The organism is Aeromonas sp. MR19 (genome assembly GCF_963899305.1).
Classification (GTDB): Bacteria; Pseudomonadota; Gammaproteobacteria; order Enterobacterales; family Aeromonadaceae; genus Aeromonas; species Aeromonas bestiarum.
In genome coordinates this window covers 779,752-795,006 of sequence record NZ_CAWQWZ010000011.1, presented here as the reverse complement: position 1 = coordinate 795,006, position 15,255 = coordinate 779,752, and the positions used below count along the sequence as shown (strand labels likewise).

The window sequence follows — 15,255 nt, the reverse complement described above, 5'->3', positions numbered from 1 at the left end:
ACTTTTTAACTCTGGTTTGATATAGGTCAAACCCTGAGTTCACAGCATGATACTTGGGGTTGCCCCCATTTTCGCCCTTATAAAATGTAATGGAATGTAACATGTGGTTGACATGAATTTGTGGGAAAACTACAGAAAAATTTGTTTTATTGCACCCTTTGCGGCGCCGCAATGGCCCGCCTACGCCATAGTGACGGCCTGGAATCCGGCCAGTCGCGAGGTGGGAATGCGTCGTAATACCCGGCGCCAGCGGGCTCTCTGGCGGGTGATCGCGGCATCTCCCCGCATGATGGCCATGGGGCCCTGCTGGGGGAGCTCGCCCGATGAAAGTTGGCGTGAATCGTCGCTGTTGCTGGCTTCCTCCCGCGCTGAGGCCATCGATCTGGCAGCCCGTTTCGGCCAGAACGCCCTCTATTGGGTGGAGCGGGGGGAGCTCTGGTTGTTGCCGGTATTGATGAAAGGCATACCTCTCCATCTGGGCAGAATTGAATCCCACTGGATTGTCAGAGACCCGGCTTGATGAAAGAATGAGCGAATTCATGTCCATGGAAGGAAGCTTATGATGCTGGATCTACTGCCCGACCTCTGCGATCAACACGGCGATGCCCTGCAAGTGGCCGATCCGCTGTTCCACAATTTTGGTGGCAAGCCGCTGTTTTATGGCCAGGCGGTTACCCTCTCCTGCTATGAAGACAACAGCCTGGTGCGGGAGCTGGTCACTCGGCCCGGCCAGGGGCGGGTGATGGTGATCGATGGCGGTGGTTCGTTGCGCCGCGCCCTGCTCGGTGATCAGCTGGCCATCAAGGCGGCGGAGCAGGGATGGGAGGGGATCCTGATCCACGGCGCCGTACGCGACGTGGGCACCTTGGCGACGCTGGCGCTGGGGGTCAAGGCGCTGGCGGCCTGCCCGGTCAAGACCGAGAAGCGGGGTCAGGGTGAGCTGGATGCCGTGGTGTCGTTTGCCGGGATGACCATACATCCGGGTGACTACGTCTACGCCGACCTCAACGGCGTACTGGTGAGCGCCACCCGGCTCATCTGAGCGGTCAGAAGTTGAGGCCGACGCCTATGCTGAGGGACTGTTCCGTGCTGAAGGCGCTGACGCCATAGTTGGCCGTGATGGCCAGCTGCGGGGTGAGCAGCAGGCTGGTGTTGAGCTCCAGCAGTGTGCTGGCCTTGTTCACTTCCAGCTGCTTGAGCTGGCTGCCGATGTTCAGCGAGGGGGAGAGCTGATAACGCACCCCCGAGCTGATATTGAAGCCAGTCTGCTCGCTGTGGGTACCCACAGCCGGCCCGGCTTCCATGTAGAGGCTGACATCATCCTGTACCGGATACTGGTAGCCGGTGTTGATGAGCCAGAGATCGAAATTGTCGCTGTGATGGGACTGGCTGCCGAGCAGCACGCCGGAATAGCTTTTTACGTAGAGCTGGCTGTTTGCCTCGCTCTTGAGGAAATCCCAGTCGGCGGCCTGGGCACCGAGGCTGAGGCATGAAGCGAGTGCGATGATGAGTGGTTTGACCATTCTTTTCCCCTCCCTGGGTCCGGAACAGGAATACAAGCATGGCACATGCCAGCTGCTAGTAAAGGCAACCCAGATCACAATAAAACAGTTTTAATCTGCCGCCGACTCATGATAAACAGGCCACCATCATCACTTTCCTTCCCCTATTTCTCTCACATCAAGAGGTGAACCCATGAACAAGAAACTGACCCTGCTGGCCGCACTGGCACTGGGAGGCTGCGCCATGGCAACTGGTTCCAATCTGGCTCAACTGCAAGCCTCCACCTGGCAGCTGCAGGGGGCGAGCGGCGATACCTTCACCCTGCAGGTTGCGGGTGACAAGGTGGCGGGCAAGGGCGGCTGCAACCGCTATTTTGGCGGCATCACCCAGCAGGGTGACGGTGTATTGACGCTGGGGGCCATGGGCTCGACCCGCATGATGTGCATGGGCGATCTGGCCGGCAAGGAGATGCTCTATCTGCAGAAACTGGAGAAGGTGGCAACCTTCAAGGTCAGCGGCCAACAGCTGGTGCTGAGTGATGCCAACAAGGTGGCGCTGCTCACCTTCGATGCCATGCCGGCCGCCAAGTAACTGATATTCCTGTCAGAGGCTGTCGTAGCGCGAGCAGGCAGCCGCGATCAGCAAGGGACGCCGCGGCGTCCCTTTTTCAATGCCGTTTTGCGGCTTGTGCCAGCAAGCATCGCAAGATGCATCGCATCTTGAGTCACCGGCAAGGCGCCACGAGCTAATCCTCATCCCCCCCGCTGGAACTTGAAGCGCTTCTTGCGTCGATAGGGATAGACATCCTCGAACACCCCCACCTTGATGTTGCTCTGCAGCATCTTCCAGTAGTTGGCGTCGAACATCTCCTTGTGCAGCTGCATCATGATCTCCCGCACCTGGGGCTTTTGCAGCAGGAAGGTGGCGAACTCCTCGGGGAAGATGTCGTTGGGGGCCACCGAATACCAGGGCTCGGCGCTCCATTCATCTTCCGGGTAGCGCGGTGGCGGGATCTGGCGGAAGTTGCACTCCGTCATGTAGCAGATCTCGTCGTAGTCGTAGAAGACCACCCGGCCGTGGCGGGTGACGCCGAAGTTCTTGAACAGCATGTCGCCGGGGAAGATGTTGGCCGCCGCCAGCTGTTTGATGGCGTTGCCGTACTCCTCCAATGCGAGCCGGGTCTGCTGCTCGTCCGCCTTGTCCAGATAGAGGTTGAGCGGGATCATCTTGCGCTCTGTGTAGAGGTGCTTGATCACCAGCTTGTCGCTGGTGATGGTGAGCGCCGAGGGGGCCACCGTTTTCAGCTCGGTGAGCAGCTCGGGGGAGATGCGATCCAGGGGAAACTCGAAGTTGGTGAACTCCTGGGTGTCGGCCATGCGACCGACCCTATCGTGCTGCTTTACCAGCCGGTACTTGGCCTTCACCTGCTCGTGGCTCACGTCCTTGGGCGGGGTGAACTCGTCTTTTATCACCTTGAACACAACGTCATAGGAGGGGAGGGTGAACACGCTCATCACCATCCCCTTGATGCCGGGGGCTATGACGAACTGCTCCCGGCTCTGGGCCAGGTGCTGCTGATAGTGACGATAGAGTTCTGTCTTGCCGTGCTTCTGGCAGCCGATGGCGTTGTAGATCTCGTAATCGGGCTTGTGGGGCATGATCTGGCGCAGAAACACCACAAACAGCGCCGGCACGGGGGCGTAGACCATGAAGTAGGCGCGGGCGAAACCGAATACGATGGAAGCCAGCTCAGGCTCGAAGATGACGGTATCCACATAGATGCTCTGGCCTGTGCTGAGCAGCGGCAGAATGAAGGGGAATACCTGTCCCTTCACCCGAATAAGCCCCACCAGATAAGCCCCCTTGTTGCGGTAGAACACCTCCTTGAGCAGCTCGATGGCGAACGGCTCTTCATGCAGGATCTGCGGGCCGTTCTCGGCAAGATGGCGGTGGATGTCGACAATGTCGCGCTGCTTGTCCTCGTAGGGGAGGGTGAAGCTGTAATCCCCCAGCATCTGGCTCAGGGTCTGCGGCAGGTGGGCCAGATCGGTGCGATAGACCCGCAGCAGGGCGCTCAAGTCGGGATGCTCTCCCCGGCTGCGAAACGGGTGGATGTAGAGGTTCTCGTCGCGAATGTTGCGATGGCGGAAGATGCGGCGATAGACGGAGTTGAAGAAGGACTCCGCTACCTCGAAGTTGTCACAGCGGGGCAGCAGATCGCTGAAGGCGCCCTTTACCCGCTTGAGCAGCTCCTGAGTGGCGTGATGCTCCCCCATCATCTGCTTGATCAGGGCCGTGGTGGCGCCCACGTGGTGGTCGTAGAGGCGAATGCGCTCGCGCCCGGCGAGCTGCACTCCCAGCCAGTCGCTGTTCTCGAAGCGGCTCTTGCTGCCCTGGGTTATCTCGAGAAATCGGCTGTAAAACGACTCGAAGCGCTGCAAGATAGTCTCGGCGACGGCCTGTTCCAATGGCTGCTGCATCTCTCTCTTCCTTGTGATGTGTCGGCCGGTATGGCGGCTGAGTCCGGGGCTGGTCTGTCGTCCTGTCCTTGCCCTGCAAGCGCTCAATCCCTCGCGGCATTCATGCCGAGAATGGCTGGCAGTTTGTTCACACGTCTGGCCACTATGGCAACATTCAAACGTCTGTTCAAGTGGCAATTTCGGGGGATAAACGGTAGATTGCGCCCCTGTTTTGCCGACCATTTGCCGCCTGTTCGAGCGGTCGGCCTGCCCAAGAGGAAACCCAATGAAACTCTATTTTGTGCTGGTGGCACCTGCCCGGGCACCCAACGTCGGGGCCGCCGCCCGCGCCATGAAAACCATGGGCTTCGATGCCATGCGACTGGTGGCGAGCCGGGTACACGAAGAGGAGGAGGCGAGCTGGGTAGCCCATGGGGCGCAGGACATTTTGACCAACGCCGAGGCATTCGACACCTTGCCGGAGGCGCTTGCCGACATGGATCTGGTGATCGCCACCACGGCCCGTCAGCGCGGCCGCTATCAGCACTACCTCACCCCGGGGGAGATCCGCGAGCAGATCCGCGCCAAGCCATCGCTCGGCAAGGTCGCCATCGTATTTGGCTGCGAGGAGTCGGGCCTCTCCAACGAGCAGCTGGCCCACGCCGACCTGCTGAGCTACCTGCCGCTCAAGGTGAGTTACCCGTCGCTGAACCTGGGGCAGGCGATCATGCTGTATGCCTACGAGATGAGCCAGTTGCTGGATGAGCCGCAGGCTGTAGCAGAAAATTTTGATAACGCCGGGCAGGTTCGTGTACTGAAACAAAAAACAGCAGAAATACTTGGTGAACTCGGAGTTTCTCAGGATGAAAAACTACATCAATGGGTAATGGACCGAGTGCCCATGCTGCCGCAGCGGGATTTGAATATGCTGCATCTGCTCTGTAAAGACCTCGCCCGCAAACTCGGCAAAGAGGTTTAGGTTGACAGCCTTGCTGTCGGCGCGGTATTGCTAAAAGCCAGCTTCGTTCAAGAGTGTTCGTCATGCAGTTATTCACCAACGTCATCACCACCATTATTACCGGTACCACCACAGGTGGCACTGGGGCCGGTTGATGCGCTGACGAACAAGCACAGAAATCAAAAAAGGCCCGTACCCACCCAGTACGGGCCTTTTTGTTGAGTTGTTTTTAGACCGTTTTCAGATCAATTTGCAGGGTTCACAGGGAGATAAGCGATGAGAGTGTTGAAGTTTGGCGGGTCGTCACTGGCCGACGCAGAGCGTTTTTTACGGGTAGCCGATATCGCGGTCAATACCCACGGCCAATCCCAGGTTGCCCTGGTGCTGTCGGCACCGGCCAAGGTGACCAATCACCTGGTCGCCCTGGTGGAGCAGACCAGTCGCGGCATGGATGCCAGTTCCACCCTGTTTGAAATCAACGGCATCTTCTCCCGCCTGCTGGCCGGCTTGAAGGCCGCGTATCCGGCGCTGGATGACAAGGCGCTGCAGGCCCGCCTCACCGCCGAGCTGGATCAGGTGGAGCGGCTGATGCAGGGCATCCGCCTGCTGGGGCTCTGCCCGGACAACGTGCAGGCCCGCATCCTGAGCCGCGGCGAGAACCTCTCCATCGCCTTCATGCACGAGTTGCTGCGAGTGCGCGGCCTCGAGCTGGATATCATAGTACCGGAGCAACTGTTGGCCACCGACGGCGGCTACCTCGAAGCTCACGTCGACATCGAGGCCTCCCGCCTGCGCTTTGCCGCCAAGGGGCTGCGTTCCGATTGTCTCTACCTGATGCCGGGCTTCACCGGCGGCAGCGACAAGGGTGAAACCGTGCTGCTGGGCCGCAATGGGTCGGATTACTCCGCCGCCGTGCTGGCCGCCTGCGTCGATGCCGAGTGCTGCGAGATCTGGACCGACGTGGAGGGCTGCTACAACTGCGACCCGCGCCTGGTGCCGGACGCCTATCTGCTGAAAACCCTCTCCTATAAAGAGGCGATGGAGCTCTCGTATTTTGGCGCCAAGGTGCTGCACCCGAAAACCATAGCGCCGGTGGCCCAGTTCCACATTCCCTGCCTCATCAAGAACAGCTTCAACCCGCAGGGGCCGGGCACTCTCATAGGTGTCGAGCAGGGGGATGACGACCTGAAGGTGAAAGCCATCTCGGATCTCTCCGGCATGTGCATGTTCAACGTCTCCGGCCCCGGCATGAAGGGCATGGTCGGCATGGCCGGCCGCATCTTCTCCGCCGTCTCCCGCGCCGGGGTCAGCATAGTCCTCATCACCCAGTCATCCTCCGAGTACAGCGTCAGCTTCTGTATCCACAGCTATGACAGCGACAAGACCCGCAAGGTGCTGGAGCGCGAGTTCGAGCTCGAATTCAAGAACCAGCTGCTGGATCCGCTGGAGATCATGAGCGATCTCGCCATCATCTCCCTGATCGGTGACGGCATGCGCACCAGCAAGGGGATGGCGGCGCGCTTCTTCACCTCATTGGCTCAGGCCTCCATCAATATCGTCGCCATCGCGCAGGGCTCGAGCGAGCGCTCCATCTCCGCCGTGGTGCGGGATCGCAAGGTAGCGGAAGCCATAAAGGCCTGCCACCAGAACTTCTTCGGCAGCCAGCAGTTCATCGATCTCTTCGTGGTCGGTATCGGCGGTGTCGGCGCGGCCCTGGTGGATCAGATTGCCCGCCAGCAGCCGGTATTGGCCGAGCAGGGCACAGGCCTGCGGGTAGTGGGCATCGCCAACAGCCGCCAGATGGCGGTCAACAAGGATGGGCTGAACCTCGCCAACTGGCGTGAACAGCTGGTGGAGGCCCGCGACAGCTTCAGTCTGGAAGCGGTGCAAAAGCTGGTGGAAGAGAGCCACCTCATCAACCCGGTGATCGTCGACTGCACCTCGAGCGAGGCCGTCGCCGTCCAGTACGCCGACTTCCTGGCCGCCGGTTTCCACGTGGTGACCCCGAACAAGAAGGCCAATACCGGGTCGCTCGATTACTACAAGGCGCTGCGCCGCACCGCCCGCCAGACTCGCCGCAAGTTCCTGTACGAAACCAACGTGGGTGCTGGCCTGCCGGTCATCGAGAACCTGCAGAACCTGATCAAGGCCGGCGACAAGCTGCGCGCCTTCGACGGTGTGCTGTCCGGGTCGCTCTCCTTTATCTTCGGCAAGCTGGACGAGGGGATGGCCTTCTCCGACGCCACCAAGATTGCCCGCGGCAACGGCTTTACTGAGCCGGATCCCCGCGACGATCTCAACGGCATGGACGTGGCCCGCAAGCTCTTGATCCTGGCCCGCGAGGCCGGCATGGCGCTGGAACTCTCCGATGTGGAAGTGGAGCAGGCACTGCCGCCGGGCTTTGACGTGAGCGGCGACGTGGAAGCCTTTATGGCCCGCCTGCCGGAAGCTGACGGCTGGTTCCGCGACCAGTTCGCGGCCGCCCAGCGTGAAGGCAAGGTGCTGCGCTATGTAGGCTCCATCGAGGGTGGCAAGTGCAAGGTCGCCATCAAGGCGGTCGGCGCTGACGAGCCGCTGTTCAAGGTGAAAGACGGGGAGAACGCGCTCGCCTTCTTCTCCACCTACTACCAGCCGATCCCGCTGGTGCTGCGCGGCTATGGCGCCGGTACCGAAGTGACCGCCGCCGGCGTCTTTGCCGACGTGCTGCGCACCCAGAACTGGAAGCAGGAGTTGTAAGCATGAGTTCAGACATGTACCAGAGCGGTAGCGTGGTGGCCTATGCCCCGGCCTCCAGCGCCAACCTGAGCGTGGGATTCGATGTGTTGGGGGCGGCGCTCGCCCCCGTGGATGGCTCCCTGTTGGGGGATCGGGTCCAGGTGAAGGCGGCTGACGTGGCGTTCGCCCTCTCTTCCGTGGGCCGCTATGCCCACAAGCTGCCCGACGATCCGAAAAAGAACATCCTCTATGATTGCTGGCTCGCCTATGGCGAGGCGCTGGAGAAGCGCGGCATCAAACTCAAGCCCCTCGAAATGGTGCTGGAGAAGAACCTGCCGGTGGGCTCGGGTCTGGGCTCCAGCGCCTGCAGCGTGGTGGCGGCACTCGAAGGCCTCAACGCCTTCCACGGCGCGCCGCTCAATGAGCACGACCTGCTGCTGCTGATGGGGGAGATGGAAGGCAAGATTTCCGGCTCGGTCCATTACGACAACGTGGCCCCCTGCTATCTCGGCGGCATGCAGCTGGTGCTGGAAGAGCACGGCGTCATCAGCCAGGGCATACCTGTGTTCGAGCAGTGGTACTGGGTGGTCTGCTATCCGGGTACTGTGGTGTCGACCGCCGCTGCCCGCGCCATACTGCCTGCGCAATATCGCCGTCAGGATTGCCTCACCTACGGTCGTCGGCTGGCTGCCTTTGTGCACGCCAGCTACACAGGGCAGGAGGGGTTGGCCGCGAGCGTATTGAAAGACGTGATTGCCGAACCTTACCGCGCGGCGCTGATCGAAGGTTTCAACGAGGTGCGGGCCCAGGCCGCCCAGAACGGGGCGCTGGCCACCGGCATCTCCGGCTCGGGCCCCAGCGTCTTCGTGGTGATGAAGGATCTGGCCCAGGCCGAGCGCATGAAGGATTGGATGGACGCACATTTTGTGCACAACGAAGATGGATTTGCCCGGGTCTGCAAACTGGACATGACCGGGGCACGGGTAACAGGAAGCGAGCTATGAATCTTTACAATATCAAGGACAAGAGTGAACAGGTGAGCTTCGCGCAGGCGGTGCGTCAGGGGCTGGGCCGCGATCAGGGTCTCTTCTTCCCCGAGGTGATTGCGCCGCTGGCCGATGTGGACGCCCTGCTGGCGCTGCCACTCGTGCCTCGCTCGGCACGCATCATCAGCCACCTGCTGGGGGACGAGGTGCCTGCGGCCAAGGTCAGCGAGCTGATCGACGCCGCCTTCACCTTCCCGGCACCCCTGGTGAAGCTCAAAGATGGCACTTATGCCCTTGAGCTGTTCCACGGCCCGACCCTGGCTTTCAAGGACTTCGGCGGCCGCTTTATGGCCCAGTGTTTGGCCGCGTTCAGAACCAACGACAAGATCACCATACTCACCGCCACTTCCGGTGACACAGGCGCCGCCGTGGCCCACGCCTTCTATGGCCTGGAGGGGATTGAAGTGGTCATTCTCTACCCCAAGGGCAAGATCAGCCCCTTGCAGGAGAAGCTCTTCTGCACCCTGGGCGGCAACATCCGCACCATCGCCATCGACGGCGACTTCGATGCCTGTCAGGCGCTGGTGAAAGATGCCTTCGACGACGAGGAGCTGAAAAAGGCGATTGGTCTGAACTCCGCCAACTCCATCAATATCAGCCGCTTGCTGGCCCAGGTCTGCTACTACTTCGAGGCGCTGGCCCAGCTGCCGAAAGCGGATCGTGCCAAGGCGGTCATCAGCGTACCGTCCGGCAACTTTGGCAACCTCACCGCAGGCCTGATTGCCAAGGCGCTGGGGCTGCCGGTGAAGCGCTTTATCGCCGCCACCAACGCCAACGACACAGTGCCGCGCTACCTGAAATCCGGTCAGTGGGAGCCGCACCAGACAGTGGCAACTCTGTCAAATGCCATGGATGTGAGCCGTCCCAACAACTGGCCACGGGTGGAAGAGCTGTGCCGCCGCAACGGCTGGGCGCTGGAGACTCTGGGATCCGGCATGCGTGACGATGCCCAGACTCGCGACGCGCTCAAGCGCCTGCATCAGCTCGATTACCTGTGCGAGCCCCACGGCGCCATTGCCTGGGATCTGCTGAACGAGCAGCTTGGGCAAGACGAGGTGGGGGTCTTCCTCTGCACCGCCCATCCCGCCAAGTTCAAGGAGTCGGTGGACGAGATCCTGGGTCTCGATGTGCCGCTGCCCGGCCCGCTCGCCAAGCACGCCGCCCTGCCGCTGCTCTCTCACAACCTGCCAGCGGAGTTTGCTCGCCTAAGGGCCTTCCTGCTCGGTTAAGTTGATTGCCAATCCCCCGACCTCGGGGGATTTTTCTATCCGTTACTTTCTATCCGTGACAGGGTGGGCAAGCCGCCCCATATAAGGAGTGAAGATGAGTCAGCATCCCCTTCGAACCCTCATTGAGACCTGCGACGCCGCCATCTCCCGGCGCGATTTCGACGCCCTGATGGCCTTCTACGCCGAGGACGCCGCCCTGGTGGTCAAACCCGGCATGGTGGTGCGCGGTATTCCCGCAATCCGCCGTGCCTTCACTGCGATCTCGGATTACTTTCAGGGGCAACTCAAGGTGGAGCAAGGCGCCATGGAGGTGATCGAGGGGGCCGACAATGCGCTGGTGATCATGGAGACCCGGCTCAATTACCCGGATAGTCAGGGGGGCCTGACTGATGAAACCCGCCGCGCCACCTATGTGTTTCGCAAAGAGGCCGATGGGCAGTGACGCTGCACCATAGATAGCGCCTACGGGACCTCGTTGTTGGATGTAATCCTATAAGTTACAGCATCCTGCTGATGGCGATGGTCCAACAGCCCGAGTTGCGGTTGCTAGATGAGCTGGACAGCCACCAGGATAACGCCTCTCGCCAGTTGCTCACACAGGTGCTGACTGATTACCCGGACACATTGCTGCTGCTCTCCCACGATCCCGAGTTTGTTACGGGAGTGGGGATTGGGCGGGAATATACCCTGGGTAGGGAAACTGGGGAATCGATAGTTTAGAAAATTAAGTGCCCGAAATTTTTCCCTAATATTCTGGATTATCCCCCCATATGGTTACGAAAAAATAGCTATTGGTTGACATACAAAGCATGGGTGAATACTATCCATGCAAAATGAAAATGATTATCATTTGCGGGGTCGTATGATTATGAATATACTTAGATTCATCCTTATTTTTTATTTTCAATCAGTGTTCATGCTTTTCCATTGACGGAGGAACAGCGTGCAAAACTACATCATGAGATAAGGATAAGCCCTATCAAAATAGCAATAGATCCTTTGCGATGTGGTTGGGTGGGGAAACCATACTTTATTTTGAAAGCTGGTAGTAAACGCTGTAAAATTTTTAACAGGCCACAAAATGATCATGTTCAGCCTGAAGTATATACACTGGTAAATATGACATCGGAGACTATAAAATTCGCATCTATTGCTGGCGCTGCATATTTATAACCCAATGATATGACAGTATCATATGGCCGTTTTATTTTAGATTCAGAGCGTGACCATGCAGTTTACAATATTTTTCCTAAGCTCAAGGAAAAGTTAATTTTGATTGGAGAAACATCATTTAAAGATGGTGATAGAGTAGCATATAAGGATAATAAAAACTTAACACTATCATACTTCCATGATGCTGTTAGGAGAAAAGAGTTGATGTATATAGAACCGAGTGGCATGCATCCTTCTGGGTATAGTAATGCATATGGTTATATTATTAGAGGCGCTGGCATGGTATTTGTTGCTGCTGCACAAGGAGCTTCGCTAGCAGCATTTGGGGCAATTGCAGAGTCGTATGCCTTTGGAGAAGATTTGGACATGTATAAACTATCCGTTTTAGCTACAGGAGGAGCTGCTGCCGGTGTAGTTGAAAAGTTCACAAATAACCCTAAGCTTGCCGCTGCTATTGGTGCCTCTGTTGTCGGTGGATGTGCATCTTGCCATCTAAAAAGTAATGAATGGCCAGAGTAGTATATTCTCCTATGGTCTTTCTATATTTTATGGTGGAGTGAGAATTGCTGGTTGCGCTATTTATTTTTGCTATTTACCTTGTCGTGAGCTGTATACTGAAATTTGTGTGTGTTCATCTTTTTAAAATGATGATGACAAGACAGTTGCAAGTGTATATATTTTACTTTTCAATCATTACTGGCTTTATTCTTGGGCTTCGAGTAGAGGCGTTCGTATGTTGTTTAGTGGGGGCTGGATAGTAATAGTTTCTGGGATAAATTGGGTCACCCACCTTTTTGGCAGCGGCGTAACCCTGTACTTGGCTTGAGATGAGAGGTCACTGTCGAGGGGTGAGCCATGACCATTGCCCGTTTACGTCAGATCAGCTTGCAGGATACGCCTTACTACCATGTGGTCAGTCGCTGTGTACGGCGGGCTTTTCTGTGCGGGGAGGATGTTCATTCTGGCCAGAGTTACGAGCATCGGCGCCAGTGGGTAGTCGACAAGCTGGGCCAGCTGTCGCGGCTGTTTGCCATCAGCGTCTGCGCCTATGCGGTGATGAGCAACCATTATCATCTGGTGCTCAAAGTGGAACCCGATACAGCTGCCAGCTGGAGCGAGCGGGAGGTGGCCGAGCGCTGGGCAGCGCTGTTCCAGTGGCCATTGTTGGTACGGCGCTGGTATCAAGGGGAATCCTTGATTGAGCCCGAACTTATGGTGGTGCAGCAACTGATAGAGGAATGGCGGGAGCGGCTTTATTCCATCAGCTGGTTTGTGCGGCTGCTCAATGAAACCCTGGCACGGCAGGCCAATCGGGAAGATGGCTGCAAGGGCCATTTCTGGGAAGGGCGCTTCAAAAGCCAAGCTCTGCTCACCGAGTCGGCCCTGCTCGCCTGCATGGCGTATGTGGACCTCAACCCGATACGGGCTGGATTGGCCGACCGGCCCGAGCAGAGCGATTACACCAGTATCAAACAGCGTCTCGAGAAAGATCCCGGCACCGATGTTTTGCCACCACTATTGCTGCCGTTTGCCAGTAAGTGCGAACCTGACGGCCTGCCCTATGCCTTTTCTGACTATCTGATGCTGGTTGACTGGACCGGCCGTGCAATTCGGACCGACAAGCGGGGTTATATTCCGGCCCGCCTGGCCCCAATCTTGGTGCGGTTGGGCCTTGATGGTGCCCGATGGCTGAAACAGGTGATGCTGTTTAGGCGACAAGGGCTCAGAGTTGTGGGAGACAAGGCACATTGTCAGCAGTTCGCCCACCACTGTGGTCAACAACGATGTCACCAGCCACCGTACTAATCCGCTAGACCCTGTCTTCTCCCCGTTTTTGGCATATGTTCCGGTGTCAGGCATTGCCATGTTTGTGCAAGTGATCTGTCAGGTAAAAACCACTCGCTTGTCCAATTTTTACTGTTTTCTTGGTGTCAGCATTCATGATTGCAGAGATAGCCAGCCGAGCAGTGGCTGCCTCAGAAAGGTGGGTGTCCTAGATTTTGCTCGGTGAAGATGAGGTTGGGGTCTTCCTCTGCACCGCCCATCCCGCCAAGTTCAAGGAGTCGGTGGACGAGATCCTGAATCTCGATGTGCCGCTACCCGGCCCGCTCGCCAAGCACGCCGAGCTGCCGTTGCTCTCCGTTAATTTGCCAGCGGAGTTTGCCCGATTAAGGGCATTCTTGGTTGAGTAAGGCAGGTTGAGCAAGACTGGTTAAGCAAGATAGCCGGGTGCTGAATGGCAGCCATAAAAAATCCCCCGATATCGGGGGATTTTTTTATTTTCTACCTTTGGCAAGGAAGGGGGACTCAAACTCTGCCAGTTTATGACTTCCCTCGATTCTGACTTTGTTACCTGAGTCTGGGATGTGTCATCAGAGAGGAGATAACTAGATCTGTACATATAATCTGTACAGATAATGTGGGCTGTATTGATAAATGTTTGCCACGCATAGGACTAGTTTAAATAATTTTTTGGGGGTACATTTAATCTGTCGAAATGTTTATTGGTAATTATATTGTTGTTTTATCTCGAGTTTTTTAATATGTGTCAATGCATGTATAAATTTTTTATTAGCGCTTAAAGTCAAACGTTTTGGTAAAAAAACGCTACAGCCTTAATTATGAAGTTTGCAGAAATATAAGAGCCATAGGAATGAATATTATCATTTTTTTCTGCGTTACCTAGATCAACAACAGTTTTAGCACATATACAAGGTGGATTGTATGGGGAAAGCTCAGCAGATCTTTTTATTGCAAAGACTTCCATGTCAAGAGCATTTACCTTTCTATGTAGCTCTTGAATTTCATCCATAACTTGTTGATTTGCTATAACAGCAGAACCACTAGTAAATATTCCTATTTCTGGTTGATGAGGTTCACTTGGCCGTGTACCCCTAAAACCATCTTCAAGATCCGTGAGTATATCGTCAGACTGTAAAAGAGACTGTAGCTTCATAAGGGTAATATTGTCAGTTGTAACTTGATATTGTTCATGTAAGAATTTATCTGATGTTCGTTTACCAGATTGATATTCATAAGCCATTTTAGAGATAAAGAGCTGTCCCATATTAGCTCGACCTTCAAAACCTCCACATATACCACTCATACATACAAGGGATGGTTTGAATCGTTCAATGCACAGGCTTGCGACAGCTGCAGCATTAACAAGTCCCATTTGAGGTAATAAGACAACACTTCCTTTCTTTTTGCCTATATTAATGTCATAACAGTCTACTCCACCTCTTAGAACACTATGGCCTGGAGTCAATACGATATAGGGTTTTCGTTCTTCATTCAAAGCACAAAAAACTAAAAAATCCAACTTTAAATTCTTATTGAGTTGAATAAGGAGGTGATTTAATGTGGATTTCCAACCATCCTCATTTGAATAGTCAGCCAAAATACACCCATGAGCTTCAAACTTGTTTCTTAACTCAGGGAAGTCATCTGGATATGAGCTTATTGCTAATAAAAGAGCGTTGTTATTTCCAGATTTTATTATCGACTCTAAAATTGCCTGACCATTTTGATATGCTGTGCCTTTGTCAAGGCTAGGAAGTTTACAATCTATAATAAATAGATCTATATCATTTTTTTGATATGCAGCAAAGTCAGTCATTGTACTTGCGCGAGTTATTTCTTGAGGTGAAATCCCTCTGGTTTTTAAATGATTTTCTATCTTTTTTGCTTTAATATTGTCATCTTCTATCAGCATTACTTTCATTGAATTCCCCTTAGTATTGATACGATTTTTTGCAATGTTGATACAGATTTATAATGGTATAATACAGCACCAATTACACTTTGGTTGTAACGCTCATTAATTATTTTAGGAGAGTCTTTGAGTTTAACTCTAGTTCCTCCAATATAAAAATCTGGGTACTGAGTGACAATTATTATTTTCGTGGATTTTTTCGTGGATTTTAAAGCACGGAGAACTTCAATACCACCTTGGACTTGATCGTGCCCTTTCTTATTATCATCAGAGCTTTCTCCAAAAGTAGAAAGTGCCATATCTAAAATGATTAAATCATAATCAGATTTCATTACGCTGAGGACTGCACTACTAACACCATCCACTATTTCAGGAGGAGAGTTATAAACATCAATAACACATTTGTATATTTCATCACGTTTATGTATCTCATCTTCAACCAGTAAAACTCTCATGT

Annotated in this window: 13 protein-coding genes and 2 pseudogenes; 11 read left to right on the top strand and 4 right to left on the bottom strand. The window is 55.2% G+C overall.

The features are described from left to right. Positions 1–103: 103 nt before the first annotated feature. Together AACQ95_RS09330 and AACQ95_RS09325 are read left to right on the top strand one after the other, a co-directional pair. Positions 104–520 (top strand): DUF3293 domain-containing protein, encoded by a 417-nt coding sequence (locus tag AACQ95_RS09330; protein ID WP_098983218.1) that lies wholly within the window; start codon positions 104–106, stop codon positions 518–520. A 42-nt stretch (positions 521–562) separates the two neighbouring features. Then, entirely contained in the window at positions 563–1,042 is a 480-nt protein-coding gene (locus tag AACQ95_RS09325) for a putative 4-hydroxy-4-methyl-2-oxoglutarate aldolase (protein WP_098985066.1), read from the top strand. A 4-nt stretch (positions 1,043–1,046) separates the two neighbouring features. On the opposite strand, the gene AACQ95_RS09320 is transcribed toward AACQ95_RS09325, so the two are convergent. Next, the gene (locus AACQ95_RS09320; protein WP_042871036.1) at positions 1,047–1,523 is read right to left on the bottom strand and encodes a hypothetical protein; all 477 of its coding nucleotides are present in this window, start codon (positions 1,521–1,523) and stop codon (positions 1,047–1,049) included. Between the two features lie 172 nt (positions 1,524–1,695). On the opposite strand from AACQ95_RS09320, the gene AACQ95_RS09315 reads away from it, so the two are divergent. Continuing rightward, entirely contained in the window at positions 1,696–2,094 is a 399-nt protein-coding gene (locus AACQ95_RS09315; RefSeq protein WP_042871037.1) for an META domain-containing protein, read from the top strand. A gap of 161 nt (positions 2,095–2,255) precedes the next feature. On the opposite strand, the gene aceK is transcribed toward AACQ95_RS09315, so the two are convergent. Then, positions 2,256–3,983 carry a bifunctional isocitrate dehydrogenase kinase/phosphatase gene (aceK, locus tag AACQ95_RS09310; RefSeq protein WP_098983220.1) on the bottom strand — a complete coding sequence of 576 codons (1,728 nt, stop codon included), beginning with the start codon at positions 3,981–3,983 and terminating at the stop codon, positions 2,256–2,258. A 265-nt stretch (positions 3,984–4,248) separates the two neighbouring features. Here aceK and AACQ95_RS09305 point away from each other — a divergent pair, with 265 nt between their 5' ends. From AACQ95_RS09305 to AACQ95_RS09265, 8 genes and pseudogenes are all read left to right on the top strand, one after another. Continuing rightward, positions 4,249–4,941, top strand: coding sequence for a tRNA/rRNA methyltransferase (locus tag AACQ95_RS09305; protein WP_241278415.1), 693 nt, complete (start codon positions 4,249–4,251; stop codon positions 4,939–4,941). A gap of 255 nt (positions 4,942–5,196) precedes the next feature. Then, positions 5,197–7,656, top strand: a complete 2,460-nt coding sequence (gene thrA / locus AACQ95_RS09300) for a bifunctional aspartate kinase/homoserine dehydrogenase I (RefSeq protein ID WP_241278414.1) — start codon at positions 5,197–5,199, stop codon at positions 7,654–7,656. A 2-nt stretch (positions 7,657–7,658) separates the two neighbouring features. After that, positions 7,659–8,639, top strand: a complete 981-nt coding sequence (gene thrB, locus AACQ95_RS09295; protein ID WP_098983228.1) for a homoserine kinase — start codon at positions 7,659–7,661, stop codon at positions 8,637–8,639. Then, the gene (gene thrC / locus AACQ95_RS09290) at positions 8,636–9,910 is read left to right on the top strand and encodes a threonine synthase (RefSeq protein ID WP_241278413.1); all 1,275 of its coding nucleotides are present in this window, start codon (positions 8,636–8,638) and stop codon (positions 9,908–9,910) included. The genes thrB and thrC overlap by 4 nt, the downstream gene beginning before the upstream one ends. A gap of 94 nt (positions 9,911–10,004) precedes the next feature. Then, positions 10,005–10,349, top strand: a pseudogene (locus AACQ95_RS09285) (YybH family protein); the annotation flags it as partial. A 743-nt stretch (positions 10,350–11,092) separates the two neighbouring features. After that, positions 11,093–11,602, top strand: a complete 510-nt coding sequence (locus AACQ95_RS09275; RefSeq protein WP_241278411.1) for a hypothetical protein — start codon at positions 11,093–11,095, stop codon at positions 11,600–11,602. A gap of 336 nt (positions 11,603–11,938) precedes the next feature. Next, on the top strand, positions 11,939–12,889 hold the full coding sequence (locus AACQ95_RS09270; RefSeq protein ID WP_241278410.1) for a transposase: 951 nt from the start codon (positions 11,939–11,941) through the stop codon (positions 12,887–12,889). Positions 12,890–13,086: 197 nt separating this feature from the next. Continuing rightward, positions 13,087–13,275, top strand: a pseudogene (locus tag AACQ95_RS09265) (threonine synthase); the annotation flags it as partial. 392 nt (positions 13,276–13,667) lie between these two features. Here the strand turns inward: AACQ95_RS09265 and AACQ95_RS09260 are convergent. Together AACQ95_RS09260 and AACQ95_RS09255 are read right to left on the bottom strand one after the other, a co-directional pair. Next, entirely contained in the window at positions 13,668–14,807 is a 1,140-nt protein-coding gene (locus AACQ95_RS09260) for a phosphorylase family protein (protein WP_241278409.1), read from the bottom strand. Next, positions 14,804–15,253 (bottom strand): response regulator, encoded by a 450-nt coding sequence (locus AACQ95_RS09255; RefSeq protein WP_241278408.1) that lies wholly within the window; start codon positions 15,251–15,253, stop codon positions 14,804–14,806. Before AACQ95_RS09255 ends, AACQ95_RS09260 begins: the two co-directional genes overlap by 4 nt. Between the last annotated feature and the right edge of the window lie 2 nt (positions 15,254–15,255).

Coding starts and splice junctions, on each gene's coding strand:
- AACQ95_RS09275 (WP_241278411.1), top strand. CDS start 11,093: ATGACAGTATCATATGGCCGTTTTATTTTAGATTCAGAGCGTGACCAT.
- AACQ95_RS09315 (WP_042871037.1), top strand. CDS start 1,696: ATGAACAAGAAACTGACCCTGCTGGCCGCACTGGCACTGGGAGGCTGC.
- AACQ95_RS09270 (WP_241278410.1), top strand. CDS start 11,939: ATGACCATTGCCCGTTTACGTCAGATCAGCTTGCAGGATACGCCTTAC.
- thrC (WP_241278413.1), top strand. CDS start 8,636: ATGAATCTTTACAATATCAAGGACAAGAGTGAACAGGTGAGCTTCGCG.
- thrB (WP_098983228.1), top strand. CDS start 7,659: ATGAGTTCAGACATGTACCAGAGCGGTAGCGTGGTGGCCTATGCCCCG.
- AACQ95_RS09305 (WP_241278415.1), top strand. CDS start 4,249: ATGAAACTCTATTTTGTGCTGGTGGCACCTGCCCGGGCACCCAACGTC.
- AACQ95_RS09325 (WP_098985066.1), top strand. CDS start 563: ATGCTGGATCTACTGCCCGACCTCTGCGATCAACACGGCGATGCCCTG.
- thrA (WP_241278414.1), top strand. CDS start 5,197: ATGAGAGTGTTGAAGTTTGGCGGGTCGTCACTGGCCGACGCAGAGCGT.
- AACQ95_RS09255 (WP_241278408.1), bottom strand. CDS start 15,253: ATGAGAGTTTTACTGGTTGAAGATGAGATACATAAACGTGATGAAATA.
- aceK (WP_098983220.1), bottom strand. CDS start 3,983: ATGCAGCAGCCATTGGAACAGGCCGTCGCCGAGACTATCTTGCAGCGC.
- AACQ95_RS09320 (WP_042871036.1), bottom strand. CDS start 1,523: ATGGTCAAACCACTCATCATCGCACTCGCTTCATGCCTCAGCCTCGGT.
- AACQ95_RS09260 (WP_241278409.1), bottom strand. CDS start 14,807: ATGAAAGTAATGCTGATAGAAGATGACAATATTAAAGCAAAAAAGATA.